This is a genomic window from Bradyrhizobium zhanjiangense (assembly GCF_004114935.1).
GTDB classification, from domain to species: domain Bacteria; phylum Pseudomonadota; class Alphaproteobacteria; order Rhizobiales; family Xanthobacteraceae; genus Bradyrhizobium; species Bradyrhizobium zhanjiangense.
Window position 1 is genome coordinate 43,983 of sequence record NZ_CP022221.1, and the last position, 16,437, is coordinate 60,419.

General features: G+C 64.5%; 15 protein-coding genes. 9 read left to right on the forward strand and 6 right to left on the reverse strand.

All coding sequences use genetic code 11. The annotated features are described in order from the left end of the window. Positions 1-56: 56 nt before the first annotated feature. Together XH85_RS00235 and XH85_RS00240 are read right to left on the reverse strand one after the other, a co-directional pair. A complete protein-coding gene (locus tag XH85_RS00235; RefSeq protein WP_128930248.1) occupies positions 57-1,571 on the reverse strand; it encodes an amidase in 1,515 nt (504 codons plus the stop codon). A gap of 167 nt (positions 1,572-1,738) precedes the next feature. Then, on the reverse strand, positions 1,739-2,926 hold the full coding sequence (locus tag XH85_RS00240; RefSeq protein ID WP_164940457.1) for a substrate-binding domain-containing protein: 1,188 nt from the start codon (positions 2,924-2,926) through the stop codon (positions 1,739-1,741). Positions 2,927-3,105: 179 nt separating this feature from the next. Here XH85_RS00240 and XH85_RS00245 point away from each other — a divergent pair, with 179 nt between their 5' ends. Next, the gene (locus tag XH85_RS00245) at positions 3,106-3,549 is read left to right on the forward strand and encodes a MarR family winged helix-turn-helix transcriptional regulator (protein WP_128930249.1); all 444 of its coding nucleotides are present in this window, start codon (positions 3,106-3,108) and stop codon (positions 3,547-3,549) included. Between the two features lie 520 nt (positions 3,550-4,069). Here XH85_RS00245 and secA read toward each other — a convergent pair. Beyond that, entirely contained in the window at positions 4,070-6,910 is a 2,841-nt protein-coding gene (secA, locus tag XH85_RS00250; RefSeq protein WP_128930250.1) for a preprotein translocase subunit SecA, read from the reverse strand. A gap of 353 nt (positions 6,911-7,263) precedes the next feature. Between secA and XH85_RS00255 the strand changes: the two genes are divergently transcribed. The 4 genes from XH85_RS00255 (at position 7,264) to XH85_RS00270 (ending at position 11,086) form a co-directional block, all read left to right on the forward strand. Continuing rightward, the gene (locus XH85_RS00255; RefSeq protein WP_128930251.1) at positions 7,264-8,160 is read left to right on the forward strand and encodes a peptidylprolyl isomerase; all 897 of its coding nucleotides are present in this window, start codon (positions 7,264-7,266) and stop codon (positions 8,158-8,160) included. Between the two features lie 101 nt (positions 8,161-8,261). After that, positions 8,262-9,503, forward strand: coding sequence for a bifunctional glutamate N-acetyltransferase/amino-acid acetyltransferase ArgJ (argJ, locus tag XH85_RS00260; protein ID WP_128930252.1), 1,242 nt, complete (start codon positions 8,262-8,264; stop codon positions 9,501-9,503). Positions 9,504-9,509: 6 nt separating this feature from the next. Continuing rightward, positions 9,510-9,920, forward strand: a complete 411-nt coding sequence (gene mutT, locus XH85_RS00265) for an 8-oxo-dGTP diphosphatase MutT (protein ID WP_091898958.1) — start codon at positions 9,510-9,512, stop codon at positions 9,918-9,920. A gap of 225 nt (positions 9,921-10,145) precedes the next feature. Further along, positions 10,146-11,086, forward strand: a protein-coding gene (locus XH85_RS00270; protein WP_128930253.1) for an IS630 family transposase whose coding sequence is annotated in 2 segments (ribosomal slippage) — positions 10,146-10,482 and positions 10,482-11,086 — 942 coding nt in all. Because the reading frame shifts where the segments join, the coding sequence is not laid out codon by codon here. Between the two features lie 12 nt (positions 11,087-11,098). On the opposite strand, the gene XH85_RS00275 is transcribed toward XH85_RS00270, so the two are convergent. After that, complete coding sequence (locus XH85_RS00275) at positions 11,099-11,947, reverse strand: methyltransferase domain-containing protein (RefSeq protein ID WP_128937041.1); 849 nt, start codon at positions 11,945-11,947, stop codon at positions 11,099-11,101. A gap of 148 nt (positions 11,948-12,095) precedes the next feature. Here XH85_RS00275 and XH85_RS00280 point away from each other — a divergent pair, with 148 nt between their 5' ends. The 4 genes from XH85_RS00280 to XH85_RS00295 are packed head-to-tail and all read left to right on the forward strand — an operon-like array spanning position 12,096 to position 14,576. Further along, a complete protein-coding gene (locus XH85_RS00280) occupies positions 12,096-12,893 on the forward strand; it encodes a ComF family protein (RefSeq protein ID WP_128930254.1) in 798 nt (265 codons plus the stop codon). 47 nt (positions 12,894-12,940) lie between these two features. After that, complete coding sequence (gene grxC / locus XH85_RS00285) at positions 12,941-13,216, forward strand: glutaredoxin 3 (protein ID WP_091898955.1); 276 nt, start codon at positions 12,941-12,943, stop codon at positions 13,214-13,216. After that, the gene (locus tag XH85_RS00290) at positions 13,213-14,091 is read left to right on the forward strand and encodes a carbon-nitrogen hydrolase family protein (RefSeq protein WP_128930255.1); all 879 of its coding nucleotides are present in this window, start codon (positions 13,213-13,215) and stop codon (positions 14,089-14,091) included. Before grxC ends, XH85_RS00290 begins: the two co-directional genes overlap by 4 nt. Further along, on the forward strand, positions 14,088-14,576 hold the full coding sequence (locus XH85_RS00295; RefSeq protein ID WP_128930256.1) for a DUF1178 family protein: 489 nt from the start codon (positions 14,088-14,090) through the stop codon (positions 14,574-14,576). The genes XH85_RS00290 and XH85_RS00295 overlap by 4 nt, the downstream gene beginning before the upstream one ends. Here the strand turns inward: XH85_RS00295 and XH85_RS00300 are convergent. Together XH85_RS00300 and ubiG are read right to left on the reverse strand one after the other, a co-directional pair. Further along, positions 14,573-15,472, reverse strand: a complete 900-nt coding sequence (locus XH85_RS00300; protein ID WP_128930257.1) for an EamA family transporter — start codon at positions 15,470-15,472, stop codon at positions 14,573-14,575. The genes XH85_RS00295 and XH85_RS00300 overlap by 4 nt on opposite strands. A gap of 188 nt (positions 15,473-15,660) precedes the next feature. Continuing rightward, positions 15,661-16,434: a bifunctional 2-polyprenyl-6-hydroxyphenol methylase/3-demethylubiquinol 3-O-methyltransferase UbiG gene (ubiG, locus tag XH85_RS00305; RefSeq protein WP_164934773.1), complete on the reverse strand. Its 774-nt coding sequence runs from the start codon at positions 16,432-16,434 to the stop codon at positions 15,661-15,663. Positions 16,435-16,437: the final 3 nt, after the last annotated feature.

Below are 16,437 nucleotides of genomic sequence, written 5' to 3' on the forward strand. Positions count from 1 at the left end.
TATCCACTTCGCTCGAAAACGCTCTGGCGCTCCGTTCGCCTGCATCGAAGCCTCGCTCATATCTTCTTCCAGTCGCCGATCTGCTCGAAGGCATGAGCGGCGCGATAGATCGTGGCTTCCTCGAACATGCGGCCGACCAGCATCAGGCCGACGGGCAGGCCATCGACCATGCCGCAGGGCAGCGACATCGCGGGATGATGGGTGATGTCGAACGGCGCAGTGTTGGAGATCATCTCGAGCGCGCGGGCAACGTAATCCTCGCGGCTGGAATTGGGGGCCGGCAGTGGCGTCGCCTTCATCGGCGTGGTCGGCATCAGCAGCAGATCGTAATCCCCGAACGCCTTGTCATAGGCCGCGGTCAGCCGTCGCGAGATGTTGAGCGCCTTGCCGTAGAAGCGTGGGCCGAAATTGTTGTTGATGTAGGTGCCGAGCATCATGAACAATTTCGTGGTCTCGGACAGCGAATCGGCCTGCCGGCGCCAGCCGCGATGAAAGTCCATCAGCGAGGTCGAATAGAGATCGCCGCGGCTGAGGCCGTAGCCGTCGCCGAACATCATGGTCTGGGTCAGGCCTTCGGTGCCGATCGGGGTCCAGATCGCGCCGCCCAGGAGGTGCATCGGGATCGACACCGTCTCGATGCTGGCTCCGAGATCCCTGAAGCGTTTCGCCGCCTCGCGCACGCTCTCATTTACCGCGGCCTCTGCACCCGGCTGCTCAAAGCCTTCCTTGACGATGCCGATCTTCATGCCCTTGACGCCCTGGCCGAGCGCCTTGGTGTATTCCTCGACCTTCGGCGCCTTGATGCGCGGATCGTAGCCGTCGTCGCCGGCGAGCACTTCGAGCAGCAGCGCATTGTCGGCCACCGTCGCAGTCATCGGGCCGGTATGATCGACGTAGATCTCGATCGGCATGATCCCGGTATAGGGCACGAGGCCCCAGGTCGGCTTCATTCCGTAGATGCCGCAGAACGATGACGGCATGCGGATCGAGCCGCCCTGATCGCCGCCGATCGCCATGTCGACCTCGCCGAGCGCAACCACGACGCCCGAGCCTGACGACGAGCCGCCGGCCGAGTAACCCATCTTGTGCGGATTGTGCACCGGCCCGTAGGAGCCGGTGTGGCTGCCGCCGGACAGGCAGAAATGCTCGCAATGGGTTTTACCGACGATCTCGGCACCGGCATCGAGCATGCGCGTGACGATGGTGGCGTCGAAATCGGGCACATAGCCTTCCAGCGTCGACGAGCCGTTGGTCATGGGCACGCCGGCCAGCATGATGTTGTCTTTCAGCGCGACGGTCTTGCCCTTGAGCTTGCCGCTGGCGGCGCCCTTCACGGTCGATTTGCGATACCAGGCATTGCGCGGGTTCTCTTCGGCCGAGGGCCGGTAGCCCGGCGTGCGGGGATATTTCACTGCCGGCACCTCGTCCGGCATCGTGGCCACGAGATTGTAGGCCTCGATCGAGCCCTGCATCAGGCCGCGGAACGAGGCGACGTCGTCGTCGGTCAGCGAAAGGCCGCACTGCTCGGCGACGCTGCGAAGTTGGGCTGGCGTGGGAAGGACAACTGTCACGGCGCTCTCCTCAAAGGCTTCTTGATCCCTGGCGTGGACGGAAGCCGCATGGGCACCGCGCCTGCACAGCGCGGAACCAACCGGCCTCACCTCGATATTACAGACGGAAATATTTTCCTTTTCAAGTATTATTTCGAAGATCCGCGTCGGCCAATGGACAATCTCGCTCAGACCGGCTTGATCAGCTTGAAGTCGAGACCGTCAGCCTCGGCGAGATACATCTGCATGCGGGCGTGACCGTTGCGAACGGTGACCGGGCCACGCGCGCCGCCATAAACGACGTTGCGCCCCGCCGCGAGCATGGGAGCCATGGACAGCGAACCTGCCTTGTTCGCGACGGCTTCGAGGAAACGCAGGCCTTCGTAAGTGGACTGGCCGAGCGAGCCAATCGGCGGAGCGTTCGGTCCGAACATCGTGCGATAGCGGCTCTGGAAGTCGTCGTTGGCCCGCGAGCCGATGCCGGGGAAATAGCCGGAGGCGCAGAACATGTTCTCGCTGTTGTCGGCGCCGATGCCGAGCAGCACCGTCTCGTCCATCGCGCCCGCAAGCCGCAGCGTCGTCGCGGCAAGCCCGCATTCGCCGAAGGCACGGTTAAAGGTGATGCTGTCGGTGCCGATCAGCGAGATCAGCACGACATCGGGCCTCGTGGCGCGGATGCGGGCCAGATGCGGCTCGTGATTATCCTCGCCGAGGGGGACGAACTCCTCGCCGACGACCTGCCCGCCGGTCTCCTTGATGTAGTTCTTCACGGCGCGATGCGACTGCCAGGGCCAGACATAGTCGCTGCCGATCAGGTACCAGCGCGACGCCTTCTTGACGTCAGCAAGCCAGTGGATCGAGGGCCGGCTCTGCCAGCGCGGCGTCTCGCCGATCGCCATCACGCCCGGCGTGCGCTCGCCACCCTCGTAGACCGGCGTGTAGATGTAGGGGATGCGATGACGCGTGGTGACGTCGCGCAAGCCGACACGGATCGCACTGGTGTGCAGCCCGACGATGAGATCGACCTCGTCGAATGCGATCGCATGCTCGGCGCGGTCCAACACCTCGTCAAGCGGACCGCCGGCGTCGTACATGGAAAGCTCGATTTCGCGCCCGAGGACGCCGCCCCGCTTGTTGATCTCGGCGACGGCGAGCTTGGCACTGTTGGTCGCACAGGGGCCCCAGACCCCGGGCGAGCCGGTGCAGCAGATGAAGCCGCCGACCCGCAGCTTGTTCGCGCCGCGCCGCCGGAAGAAGGCGTGATCCCTGGGCGACAAGACACCATCAGCCGCCGATGACGACGACAGATTCCTGAACAGCAAGGACGGCGGCAACGCCGGGCCGCCGTGAGCCGGGAAGTTTACCGTCGCGCGCACGCCAACTCCTGTCTGGGACCAGACCTGAAAGCACATTGAGCAGGCGGCCGCGGCTTCCGCCCTTTTGTTGGGCAATGATCCTATTTTGAAAATATTGAATATTCAACAATTGAAGTGCATATAGATGCAGCATTGATTGCAAGACATTCACTCATTTGGGTCAAGACGAAGTCTTAGCCGTGGCAAAACCGTCGAAAGAAAACTCCCCGATCACCGAACACCTCGCCTACCTGCTCGCGCAAGCCAACCGCGAAATCAACCGGCAGCTCGAACTGCGGTTGAGCAAGGAGGGCGTGCCGGTCGAGCAATGGCGCATCTTGAAAGTGCTGTCGGATGGCAACGGCCATTCGATGGGCGAGCTTGCCGATGCCGTGCTGCTCAACCATCCGACGCTGACCAAGATGATCGACCGCATGGTCTCCGACACGTTGGTCTACCGCGTGCAGGACCCCAACGACCGCCGCAAGGTGCTGATGTTCATCTCCGACCGCGGCAAGGTGCTGAGCAAGAAGCTCAACTCACTCGCGGTGGACCAGGAGGAGCACATCCTGGAGAGCTACGGCGACAAGTCGACCAGCGAATTGAAGCGGCTCTTGGAGAGCTTGATCGACAGCTCGAATTGAGCTGTCGTATCAGACGCGATCTCCCAACTCACGTCGTCCTGGACAAGCGAAGCGCAGATCCAGGACCCATTACCGACAGGGCGCAGTTTGGCGAAGACCGTGGTGACGAGCTTCGCGTAACAACTTCTCCCTGGGGCAATGGGTCCTGGCTTTCGCCAGGACGACGATGGAGTGAGTTGCGACACGACCGGCCAAACAAAAGCTGTCGTCCCGGCGAGGGCCGGGACCCATAACCACAGGATTTAGTTTGGCGGACGGTGTTGGTTTCGATGCTTCGCTCGGTACGCCGACTGCGCATCATCGATGAATCACGCGGTATGGGTCCCGGCGTTCGCCGGGACGACGATGTGGAGAAGCCGCGCGTCACAACGTAGCGTCAGCGCCCGCAGGACGATCCAGTATTCCAGAGAAAGCTGTGATTGAGCCGAGGGGCTGCGGCGGACTCGGTCGCCCGGTCAAGCCGGGCGACGACAGCGGGGAATGAGGCGTTGACGTCGCGCCTCACAAATACAGTCAAGCCCTACGCATACTTGCCGTGGCAGTGCTTGTACTTCTTGCCCGAGCCGCACGGGCAGTCCTCGTTGCGGCCGACCTTGCCCCAGCTTGCCGGGTTCTTGGGATCGCGAAGGGCGGCGTCGGTGGCCTGGGCGCCGAGCGTGACGCTGGCAAGGGCCATCTCGTCTTCGCCAGTGTTCGGGTCGAACTTGTGCGCCTCCATCGCCGGCAGGATGGGAGCCTCCTGCTCCGGCGGGACGATCTCGACCCGCATCAGCTGCGCCGTCACGGCCTCGCGCAGATGCGCGCTCATCTCCTGGAAGAGGTTGAAGGCCTCGGTCTTGTACTCCTGCAAGGGATCGCGCTGGCCGTAACCGCGCAGGCCGATGACCTGACGCAGATGGTCCAGCATGATCAGATGCTCGCGCCAGAGATGATCGAGCGTCTGCAAGAGAATGGTCTTCTCGACGTAACGCATCACGTCGGGACCCCATTGCGCGACCTTGGCCGCCATGTGCTCGTCGGCTTTGGTCTCGATGCGGGTCAGCAGCTCCTCGTCGGCGATGCCCTCTTCCTTGGCCCATTCGTCGACCGGCAGGTCGAGATCGAGCACACGCTTCAATTCATCCTTCAGCCCGGCGACGTCCCACTGCTCGGCATAGGCGTGCTCGGGCACGTGCTTGGCGACGAGATCGTCGATGAAGGCGTGGCGCATGTCGGCGATGGTCTCGGCGACGCTCTCGTCCCTCATCAACTCGACGCGCTGATCGAAGATCACCTTGCGCTGGTCGTTCTGGACGTTGTCGAACTTGAGGAGGTTCTTGCGGATGTCGAAGTTGCGCGCCTCGACCTTCTGCTGCGCCTTCTCGAGCGCCTTGTTGATCCAGGGATGGATGATGGCCTCGCCCTCTTGCAGGCCGAGACGCTGGAGCATGCTGTCGAGACGGTCCGAGCCGAAGATGCGCATCAGGTCGTCTTCGAGCGACAGGAAGAACTTTGACCGGCCGGGGTCGCCCTGACGGCCGGAACGGCCGCGCAGCTGATTGTCGATGCGGCGGGATTCATGCCGCTCGGAGCCGATGATGTAGAGGCCGCCGGGCTTATTCACGGTCTTGGCGGGCTTGCTCCCCTTCGCCGGCTCGATCTCGACGGTCTCCTCGGCCTTCAGCACGATGTCGCGGAAATGCGCGATATCGGCCTTGATCTGCTCGATCTTCTTGGCCTTCTCGGCCTCGTCCTCAATGCTGGCGGTCTCCTGCTGGATGCGCATCTCGAGCGAGCCGCCGAGCTTGATGTCGGTGCCGCGGCCGGCCATGTTGGTCGCGATCGTGATTGCGCCGGGCACACCGGCTTCAGCCACGATATAGGCTTCCTGTTCGTGGAAGCGCGCGTTCAGCACCGCGAACAGCTTCGCCGGCTTGCCGGCGCGGGCCGCTGCATAAAGCTTGTCGAGCGCGTTGTCCTTGCCGAAGTCGATCTGCTTGTAGCCGTTCTTCTTGAGGAATTCGGCGAGCACTTCCGACTTTTCGATCGAGGCCGTGCCAACCAGCACCGGCTGGAGCCGCGAATTGGCCCGCTCGATCTCGGCGAGGATCGCGCCGTATTTTTCCTGCTGGGTGCGGTAGACCTCGTCGTCCTCGTCGAGGCGCGCGATCGGCAGGTTGGTCGGGATCTCCACGACCTCGAGCTTGTAGATGTCGAACAATTCGTCCGCTTCGGTCGCGGCCGTGCCGGTCATGCCCGCAAGCTTCTCGTACATGCGGAAGTAGTTCTGGAAGGTGATCGAGGCCAGCGTCTGGTTCTCGGGCTGGACCTGGACGTGCTCCTTGGCTTCCAGCGCCTGGTGCAGGCCTTCCGAATAGCGGCGGCCCGGCATCATGCGGCCGGTGAACTCGTCGATGATGACGACCTCGTTGTCGCGGACGATGTAATCCTTGTCGCGCGTGAACAGGGTGTGAGCGCGCAGCGCCTGGTTGATGTGGTGCACGACGGAGACGTTCTCGACGTCGTAGAGCGACTCGCCCTTGAGCTGGCCGGCGTCGCGCAGCAGAGTCTCGATCTTCTCCATGCCGGCTTCGGTCAGCGTCACCGTGCGCTGCTTCTCGTCGACCTCGTAATCGGTCTTGTCGAGCTTGGGCAGGAAGCTGTCGATGGTGTTGTAGAAGTCGGAGCGGTCGTCGAGCGGACCGGAGATGATCAGCGGCGTGCGCGCTTCGTCGATCAGGATGGAGTCGACTTCGTCGACGATGGCGAAGAAGTGCGGCCGCTGGACCATGTCCTCGAGCCGATACTTCATGTTGTCGCGCAAATAGTCGAAGCCGTATTCGTTGTTGGTGCCGTAGGTGATGTCGCAGGCATAGGCCGCCTTGCGCTCGGCATCGTCGAGGCCGTGCACGATCACGCCGGTGGTCATGCCGAGGAAGCCATAGATCTGGCCCATCCAGCCGGAGTCGCGGCGGGCGAGGTAGTCGTTGACGGTGACGACGTGGACGCCCTTGCCGGCGAGCGCGTTGAGGTAGACCGCGAGCGTTGCCACCAGCGTCTTGCCTTCGCCGGTCTTCATCTCGGCGATGTCGCCCTCGTGCAGCACCATGCCGCCGATCAGCTGGACGTCGAAATGGCGTTGGCCGAGCGTGCGTTTGGCCGCCTCGCGCACCGTGGCGAAGGCCGGCACCAGGAGGTCGTCGAGGGTCTTGCCTTCGGAGATCTGCTTCCTGAACTCGGCGGTGCGGGCCTTGAGCGCCTCGTCGGAGAGTTTCGAGACTTCAGGCTCCAGCGCGTTGATCGCGTTGACGCGGGACTGATATCCCTTCACCCGCCGGTCGTTGGCGGAGCCGAAAAACTTGCGGGCGAGCGCGCCGATCATGCCTAGTTCCTGTGTTCGCGATTTAACCGCGTTGCAGCCAAGAAGTTGTCACCCGCCTGCCTATTCAACTCACCGTGACGCCGATGGCGCCTTCAGCCCGGACTGCGGGGGTCGTCCGCCATATGGGTGGGAATTGAGCAAGTCTGGGTTCAACGGCCAAAAACGCAGCAAAATAAACGCCATCGCCATGGACGCGACCGGCCAGAGATATGGCCGGCCCCTAGCCTTGTCAACGGCGGCCGCATTGCGGCTAATTCATCATTTTGACAGACTTTTCGCGTTGCCAAGCCCCCCTGATTGGGCGAGTGTCCGCCCCGCTCGAGCAGCCCCCTGCTTCAACATAAGGATTTTCCATGACCACCTCGTTCCCGGTAACCACCGGCCAGCGTTTCCGCCATGCGTCCGCTCTGGCCGGCTGCCTCGCTCTGGCGCTGTCCCTGGCGTTCGCCGGGCCGCTCCGCGCCGCCGACGATCCGGTGCTGGCGAAGGTCAATGGCGCGGAAATCAAGAAGAGCGACGTCGCCATGGCCGAGGAAGAACTCGGACCGAGCCTCGCCCAGATGGATCCGGCGACCAAGGACGAGAACGTCCTGTCGTTCCTGATCGACATGAAGATCGTCAGCAAGGCTGCCGAGGACAAGAAGGTCGCCGACAGCGAGGAGTTCAAGAAGCGTCTGGCATTCGCCCGCAACCGCCTTCTGATGGACAGCCTGCTCGCGGGCGAGGGCAAGGCCGCCACCCCCCCCGACGCCATGAAGAAGGTCTATGAGGAGGCCTCCAAGCAGATCACCGGCGAGCAGGAGGTGCGCGCCCGCCACATCCTGGTCGAGACCGAGGACGAGGCCAAGGCCGTGAAGGCCGAGCTCGACAAGGGCGCCGATTTCGCCGATCTCGCCAAGAAGAAATCCAAGGATCCGGGCTCCGCCGACGGCGGCGACCTCGGCTTCTTCACCAAGGAGCAGATGGTGCCGGAATTCTCAGCCGTCGCCTTCGCGCTCGAGCCGGGCAAGATCTCCGACCCCGTGAAGTCGCAGTTCGGCTGGCACGTCATCAAGGTCGAGGAAAAGCGCAACCGCAAGGCGCCGGACTTCGAGCAGGTCAAGGCCCAGATCGAGAACTACGTCACCCGCAAGGCCCAGGCCGAGTACGTCGCCAAGCTGCGCGCCGAGGCCAAGGTCGAGCGGCTGGACCAGCCGGCCGATGCGGCCAAGCCGTCCGACAGCAAGATGGCGCCGCCTGCCAAGAAGTAAGAATTCGCTGTCACTTCGCGGGCGCCAATAGTATCTAACGTCGCAATGGCCGGGCACATGCCCGGCCATCTGCATATCCAGACCCACCAAGGCGCCCCGCGATGTCCTTCTCCGTCTCTCCCCTCGCCCCGAAACACGTTCCCGACATGCCCGTGATCGCGGGCGTCCGTCTTGCGACCGCCGAGGCCGGCATCCGCTACAAGAACCGCACCGACGTGCTGCTGGCGGTGATGGACCAGGGCACGGCCGTGGCCGGCGTCTTCACCAAGTCGAAATGCCCCTCCGCGCCGGTCGAATGGTGCCGCGCCAAACTGAAGAGCGGCAAGGCCCGTGCCCTCGTCGTCAATTCCGGCAACGCCAATGCCTTCACCGGCAAGACCGGCCGCGCATCGACGGCACTGACCGCGAAGATCGCCGCCAAGGCCGTCGGGTGCAGCGAGAGCGAGATCTTCCTCGCCTCGACCGGCGTGATCGGCGAGCCGCTGGACGCGACCAAATTCGATGGCGTGCTGGGCCGCCTCGCCGAGACCGCCGAGCCCGGCGATTATCTCGCCGCGGCCAAGGCAATCATGACCACCGACACCTTCCCGAAGGTCGCGACCGCGACCGTCAAGCTTGGCAAGGCCAAGGTCACTATCAACGGCATGGCCAAGGGCGCCGGCATGATCGCGCCCGACATGGCGACCATGCTGTCCTTCATCTTCACCGACGCGCCGATCGCGCCCGCCGCGCTGCAAGCCCTGCTCAAGAGCGGCGTCGAGGACACCTTTAACGCGGTGACGATCGACGGCGACACCTCGACCTCTGACACGCTGCTCGCCTTCGCAACGGGCGCCGCCGTCGCGCATGGTGCGCCAAAGATCAGCCGCGCCAGCGACCCGCGCCTGAAGGCCTTCGTCAAGGCATTCAACCAGGTGCTCGCCAATTTGTCCGAGCAGGTGGCCCGCGACGGCGAAGGCGCGCGCAAGCTGGTCGAGATCACCGTCGAGGGCGCTAAGACCAAGGCCTCGGCGCGCAAGATCGCGATGTCGATCGCCAACTCGCCGCTGGTCAAGACCGCGATCGCCGGCGAGGACGCCAATTGGGGCCGCGTCGTGATGGCGGTCGGCAAGGCAGGCGAGCCGGCCGATCGCGACAAGCTCTCGATCTCCTTCAACGGTATCCGCGTCGCCAAGAGCGGCGCGCGCGATCCGTCCTATGACGAAGCGCAGGTCTCGGAGGCGATGAAGGCGCCGGAGATCGCGATCAAGGTCTCGCTGGGCCTCGGCAAGGGCCGCGACCGCGTCATGACCTGCGACCTCACCAAGGAATATGTCGCGATCAACGGGGATTACAGGTCGTAAGGCAGCATGGCCGATCTCAAGCTCACATTGGTGGTGGCCTGCGCGCTGGTCGACGCCGACAAGCGTGTCCTGATCGCGCAACGCCCCGAGGGCAAGGCGCTGGCCGGCCTCTGGGAATTCCCGGGCGGCAAGCTCGAGCTGGGCGAGCGGCCCGAGCAGAGTCTGATCCGCGAGCTCCACGAGGAGCTCGGCATCACGGTCGCCGAGCCGTGCCTGGCCCCGCTGACCTTTGCGAGCTACGGTTACGAGACCTTTCACCTGTTGATGCCGCTCTACATCTGCCGGCGCTGGGAGGGGCAGGTCACGGCGCGCGAAGGCCAAAACCTTGCCTGGGTCCGCGCCAACAAGCTGCGCGATTACCCGATGCCGCCCGCGGACATCCCGCTGATCCCGCATTTGATTGATTTGTTGATGTGACAATGCCGTGCCCCGGACGCAGCGCAGCGCTTCTTCGGCGGTGCCGCTGCAGAGCCGGGGCCCATGCTTGCCGCGGAGCTGGGTCCCGGCTCTGCAGCGCATCACCTGGGTGCTGCTGTGTCCGGGACACGCTAGAGCATCCGCCGAGCTGAATGAATCGAAAGGGATTCCCAAATCAGCTGTGAGGTGATTCAAACTGCCTGCCGGGGCTGGAGGCCGGCGGGCATGTCGAAGGCTCTTTCGCTGGATCTTCGAGTTAGGGTTCTGGCCGCGGTGAAGGCGGGGGCATCGCACCGCGAGGCAGGTGAACGGTTTGGGGTGAGCGCGGCAAGCGTGAGCCGGTGGGGAATGCGCGAGCGCCAGCAGGGTGATGCACGCCCGAAGGCGCTCGGTGGAGACCGCAGGTCCGGCCGCATCGAGGCGCACAAGGAGACGATCCTTGCGATGCTGAAGGCGACGCCGGATGTCTCGATCGAGGAGCTGCGCCGGAGCCTGGCCCAAAAGGGGCTGGTGTTCGGCGAAGGCACACTCCGTCGCTTCCTGATGCGGCACGGCATCACGCGCAAAAAAAGACCGCACACGCCAGCGAGCAGGACCGGCCGGACGTCGTAAAGCGGCGCCAGGATTGGCTCGAGGGCCAGCCTGCGCTTGATCCCAAGCGCCTCGTCTTCATCGATGAGACCTGGGCTTCGACCAATATGGCCCGCCGCTACGGCCGCTGTCCGCGTGGAGAGCGGCTGAAGGTCGGGATCCCCCACGGCCATTGGAAGACCACGACCTTCGTGGCCGGAATCACCTCCAGCGGCATCATCGCCCCCTGGGTCCTCGACGGACCGATCAATCGCGACGCCTTCGAAGTCTATGTCGAGAAGGTTCTCATCCCCGACCTTCCGCCAGGCGCCATCGTCGTCATGGACAACCTGTCCAGCCACAAGGGACCAAGGATCCGCCAGATGATCGAAGCTGCGGGTGCAAGCCTGCTCTACCTGCCTCCCTACAGCCCCGACTTCAATCCGATCGAGAATGCCTTCGCCAAGCTCAAGGCACTCTTGCGTCAGGCCGCAGAACGAACCGTCGACGGCCTCTGGAGCGCGATTGGTCGCATCATTGATCGCTTCATGGAATGCCGCAACTACTTCATCGCCGCAGGATACGCTGCAACATGATCGGCGGATGCTCTAGTCTCGCCGAGCCTTCTTCACCGCCTCGGCCAGACTCGCCTTGGCTGAGCCGGGCTTGAGCGGCTGCTGCTGGCTCGCATGCGGGGCCCAGCCGGAGAGCCAGATGATATCGAACGTCGCACGGATGCGGCCGTCGGCATCGGCGAAGCGTTCGGCATAGATCTCGGCCATCCGCAGCAGCGTCGCGCGACGGCTCGGCACGCGCCGCCGTTCGATCAGCACATTGGCAGCACCCATGCGGCGGAGATCCTGCATCAGCGCAAACGCATTGGCATAGCGCACCACGACACGGTCGACGTCGGTGACCGGCAGCGCAAAGCCCGCCCGCTGCAACAGCGCGCCGATATCGCGCAAGTCCGCGAACGGCGCGACCCGCGGCGACACGCCGCCTTCACATTCGGCTTCGGCGGCCGCAAACGCCTGACGCAGCTCGGTCAGGCTGTCGCCGCCGATCATGGCGGCGAGCAGCAACCCGTCCGGCTTCAAGGCGCGGCGCACCTGCGCGAGCACACCCGGCAAGTCGTTGACGAATTGCAGCGCCAGCGCGGAGACGATCAGGTCGAGGCTTTCGGGTGCAAAGGGAAGCTTCTCCGAACCCGCGGCATCGAGCGCGATGTGCTCGATGGCAGGTAGCCTCGTGCGCAGTCCCACGAGCCCTTCGCCGGGCGTCCAAAGATCGGCCGGTGCCTGGAATTCCCGCATCACCGCGGCCAGCCGGTCGGACATGTCCTCGGCGACACGATCGAGCAGGAAGGCGACCGGACCTTGCGCCCGCGCGCGACCCTGCCGCGCGTGCAACAAAGCGCGATCGAACAAAGCGGGAGGGGATTGCGGAGCTTGAGCCATGCCGCTGGTTACGCCGATCACGACCGCTATTGCAATGTCCTCTCTCGGGTCCCGGCTCTGCAGCGCACCGCCGAAGAGGCGCCGCGCTGCGTCCGGGGCACGAGAGCGTGGCTTGAGCGGATAAGCACGGAACGCTAGCCTTCCCAGCATGGAAGTCGAAGCCGCCCCCGCCCGATCCTTCGCCGCCCCTCTGCGTGCTGCGTGGACGGCTGGCCGCCAAGTGCTGTCGCGGGCGGCACGGCTTGCCCTCGATATCGCACTGCCGACGCAGTGTGTGTCCTGCCATGAGCCGGTTGACGGCGAGGGCGTTTGCGCTTCCTGCTGGGCGCGGCTGTCGTTCATTGAACGACCTTATTGCCCGCGGCTCGGCATTCCCTTCGTGTATGACCCCGGTCCCGACATGCTGTCGATGGAGGCGATCGCGAGCCCGCCGGCCTACCAGCGCGCGCGAGCCGCGGTGCGTTATGACGACGTCGCGCGCACGCTGGTGCATGCGCTGAAATACCAGGACCGCACCGACTTGGCGCCCGCCATGGGCCGCTGGATGGCGCGCGCCGGCGGCGAGCTGCTCTCTGGCGCAGACATGCTGATCCCCGTTCCCCTGCATTGGCGGCGGGCCTGGCGGCGCCGCTACAACCAGTCCGGGGCGCTGGCGCGGATCATCGCGCGGCAGAGCGGCGTCGAGGTCCGGGGCGAGGTGTTGCGGCGGGTGCGTGCCACCGAGCAACAGATCGGCCTGTCGCGGGCCCAGCGCGCCACCAATGTACAGGGCGCGTTCCAGGTATCCCCCGACCGTCAGGCCGAGATTCAGGGCCGCCACATCGTCCTGGTCGACGATGTCTTGACATCGGGCGCCACGTTGGACGCCTGCGCGCGGGCCCTGCTGCGCGCCAAGGCCGCCCAGGTCGACGTGCTGGTCTTTGCCCGGGTTGTGGAGACCCGGTAAAGTCCCATATAATTCAACGAATTCATGACATGAGAGCGCCAAACGAGATGACTGCTGCCATCGAGATCTACACGAGGCCGGGCTGCGGCTATTGTTCCGCCGCCAAGTCGCTGTTGAGCCGCAAGAAGGCGACCTTCACCGAGTTCGACATTGCCAAGAACCCGTCCTGGCGCCAGGACATGTACGGCCGCGCCGGCGAAGGCTCGACGTTTCCGCAGATCTGGATCGGTGGAACCCATGTCGGAGGCTGCGACGAACTCTACGCGCTCGACCGCGAAGGCAAGCTCGACGGCATGCTCGACAGTATCAAGGCCGTCTCATGAGCGAGGATCGGACCTTCACCGCCGCCATGGTGCAGATGCGCACCGGCCTAATGCCCGGCCCGAGCCTTGAGCAGGCTACCAAGCTGATCCGGCAGGCGGCGGCGGACGGCGCCGACTACGTGCAGACGCCCGAAGTCAGCAACATGATGCAGCTGAACCGCAAGGCGTTGTTCGAGCATCTTCAGAGCGAAGAGGACGACACCTCTCTGAAGGCATATCGGGCCCTCGCAGCGGAACTCGGAATCCACATCCATGTCGGCTCGCTCGCGCTCCGATTCTCGCCTGAGAAGGCGGTCAACCGCTCCTTCCTGATCGGGCCCGAGGGCAACGTGCTCGCGAGCTACGACAAGATCCACATGTTCGACATCGAGCTGCCGGACGGCGAGAGCTATCGCGAATCCGCCAATTACCAGCCGGGCGAGACCGCCGTGATCTCCGACCTGCCCTGGGGCCGCGTCGGTCTGACGATTTGCTATGACGTCCGTTTCCCCGCGCTCTACCGCGCGCTGGCCGAGAGCGGCGCGTCCTTCATCACCGTACCCTCGGCCTTCACCCGCAAGACCGGGGAAGCGCATTGGCACGTGCTGCTGCGTTCGCGCGCGATCGAGACCGGCTGCTTCATCTTCGCCGCGGCGCAGGCTGGCCTGCACGAGAACAAGCGCGAGACCTACGGCCACTCCCTGATCATCGACCCCTGGGGCGAGATCCTCGCCGAGGGCGGCGTCGAGCCCGGCGTCATCATGGCCAAGGTCGACCCAGCCAAGGTCGAGACGGCTCGCCGGGCGATTCCCTCGCTCCAGCACGGCCGCCGCTTCGGTGTCGCCGACGCCAAGGCCGGGCCGGACCATCTGCATCTCGTACGGGGATCGGCATGATCCGCTACGCACTGCACTGCGACCGGAACCACGCTTTCGAAAGCTGGTTTCAGAGTTCGTCCGCGTACGATTCACAGGTGAAGCGCAAGCTCGTGACCTGCCCGATCTGCGGCTCGGCCAAGGTCGACAAGGCGATCATGGCCCCGCGCATCGTCGGCAAGAAGGGGCGCGGCCGCGCTACGCCGCCAGCGGAGGCCACGGCGAGCGCCACGCCTGCGCCCGAGGCTGCGCCGTCAGGACCAACCTCGCTGCTGATGGCGCAGGAGAAAGAGCTGCGCACGAAGCTGAAGGAGCTGCGCGATCACATCGTCAAGAACGCCGACAATGTCGGCGAGCGCTTTGCCAACGAAGCCCGCGCCATGCACTACGGCGACAAGGAGCACCGTCCGATCTATGGCGAGGCCTCGCCTGACGAAGCCAAGTCGCTGATCGACGAAGGCATCGAGGTGTCACCGTTGCCGGTGCTGCCGGAAGACCGGAACTAAACCCTTACCAGCACAGCCACGCCAACCACGATCAACGCGATGCCTGCAAGCTCGCGCGGCGCGATCGGCTGCTTGAACGAGAAATAAGCCACGGCTTGCGCGAACAGCACCTCGATCAAAGCGAGCGTGCGGACATTGGCGGCCGCCGTGAGCGCGAACGCCAGGAACCAGAACTGCGAGGCGAAGGCGCCCGTGAAGCCCGCGAGCATCGACGGCCGCCACATTCCAAGGATGCCCCGCAACACGTCTGGCGCGCGCCAGAGCAGATAGATCGTCAGCACCAGCGTCTGCACGAACAGGCCGAGCACCAGTGTGAACGACGAGGCCGTCACGAACGACACGCCCGGCACCGTGATGATGGCGCCGCGAAAGCCGACCGCGGAGAGCGCGAAGGCCGCCGCGGCGACGAGCCCCGTGATGGTCGGCTTCAATTCCGCAAAGCTTTTCTCGCCGCCGGGCCGGAGCGCCGTGATGACGACGCCGACGGTCGCGATCACGATCGCCAGCACCTTCAGCCAGGTCAGGTGATCGCCGAGAAAGACGAAGCCGAAGATCGCGGTCTGGATCGCTTCGGTCTTGAGGTAGGCCGTCGTCACCACGAAGGAGCGGTCGTTCATGGCGAGCAGCATCAGCCCGGTGGCAACGATCTGGCTGAGTGCGCCGAGTAAGAGCCACGGCCAGAACACGATCGGCGGCATGCCGACATGATCGCCGGTGGCGACCAGCACCACCGCGAGAAACAGCAGCGAGAACGGGAAGCCGAACAGGAAGCGGATGTTGGTCGCGCCCCACGTCCCCAGCGGCTTCGTCAGCGACCGCTGCATCGCATTGCGCGCGACTTGCCCGAGCGCGGCAATGATGGTGAAGGGAATCCAGAGGCTGGCGATGGTGAACATGGGGGTGGGATGGGGAGCAGGGAAGATTGCGGCAACGTGCCGCTAGCGGCGAAGCAGGTCAATCACGCGCAAGTCATGGGAGCGATGCTTTCGCCACACGCTCCGCCGTCGTCCCGGCCTAGTGCGCAATTGCGCACTAGGCCGGGACGACACCGTTTTTGTGTTCGCAGCGCACCCTACTCAACCCCTCACACCATCCCTTCCGCCACGACCATATAGTTCACGTCCATGTCGGAGGAGAGGGTCCATTTGTCAGCGAATGGGCTGTAGACGACGCCGGTCTGCTCGGTGATGACGAGGCGGTTGTCGAGCAGGTATTTTGTGAGCTCATCGGGAGTGACGAACTTGTTCCACTCGTGGGTGCCGCGCGGCAGCCAGCGCAGGACGTATTCGGCGCCGACGATGGCGAGTGCGAAGCTCTTCCAATTCCGATTCAGTGTCGAGACCACCATCAGACCGTTCGGCTTCAGCATCGCCGCACAGCGCTTCAGGAAGACGCCGACGTCGGTGACGTGCTCAATCACTTCCATCGCCAGCACGATGTCGAAGCGCTCGCGCGGATCGATCTCTTCCACGATGGTGCAGCGGTAGTCGATCGCGAGATGGCTCTTGTCGGCATGCAGTTTCGCGGCGGCGATGTTGCTGGCCGAAGGATCGATGCCGATGACCTGCGCCCCCAAGCGCGACAGCGGCTCGCAGAGCAGGCCGGCGCCGCAGCCGATGTCGAGCACGCGCAGGCCGCCGAGGCAGCTGAGGCTGCGCACATTGCGTTCGAACTTGCGGCAGGCGGCGTCACGGATATAGCCAAGCCGCAGCGGATTGATCCGGTGCAGCGGCGCCATCTTGCCCCTGGGGTCCCACCACTCCGCCGAGAGTTTTGAGAATTTCGCGATCTCCGCGGCGTCGACGGTCGAACCCGGCTGGGCGGTGGCGGTTGCGGAAGTATTTTGCTGCATGCTCATGGT

Excerpts from the sequence above, each read along its gene's own strand:
- secA (WP_128930250.1), bottom strand. The coding sequence starts at position 6,910 with ATGATCGGCGCGCTCGCCCGCAAGTTTTTCGGCTCCGCCAACGACCGG.
- XH85_RS00255 (WP_128930251.1), top strand. The coding sequence starts at position 7,264 with ATGACCACCTCGTTCCCGGTAACCACCGGCCAGCGTTTCCGCCATGCG.
- argJ (WP_128930252.1), top strand. The coding sequence starts at position 8,262 with ATGTCCTTCTCCGTCTCTCCCCTCGCCCCGAAACACGTTCCCGACATG.
- mutT (WP_091898958.1), top strand. The coding sequence starts at position 9,510 with ATGGCCGATCTCAAGCTCACATTGGTGGTGGCCTGCGCGCTGGTCGAC.
- XH85_RS00275 (WP_128937041.1), bottom strand. The coding sequence starts at position 11,947 with ATGGCTCAAGCTCCGCAATCCCCTCCCGCTTTGTTCGATCGCGCTTTG.
- XH85_RS00280 (WP_128930254.1), top strand. The coding sequence starts at position 12,096 with ATGGAAGTCGAAGCCGCCCCCGCCCGATCCTTCGCCGCCCCTCTGCGT.
- grxC (WP_091898955.1), top strand. The coding sequence starts at position 12,941 with ATGACTGCTGCCATCGAGATCTACACGAGGCCGGGCTGCGGCTATTGT.
- XH85_RS00290 (WP_128930255.1), top strand. The coding sequence starts at position 13,213 with ATGAGCGAGGATCGGACCTTCACCGCCGCCATGGTGCAGATGCGCACC.
- XH85_RS00295 (WP_128930256.1), top strand. The coding sequence starts at position 14,088 with ATGATCCGCTACGCACTGCACTGCGACCGGAACCACGCTTTCGAAAGC.
- XH85_RS00300 (WP_128930257.1), bottom strand. The coding sequence starts at position 15,472 with ATGTTCACCATCGCCAGCCTCTGGATTCCCTTCACCATCATTGCCGCG.
- ubiG (WP_164934773.1), bottom strand. The coding sequence starts at position 16,434 with ATGAGCATGCAGCAAAATACTTCCGCAACCGCCACCGCCCAGCCGGGT.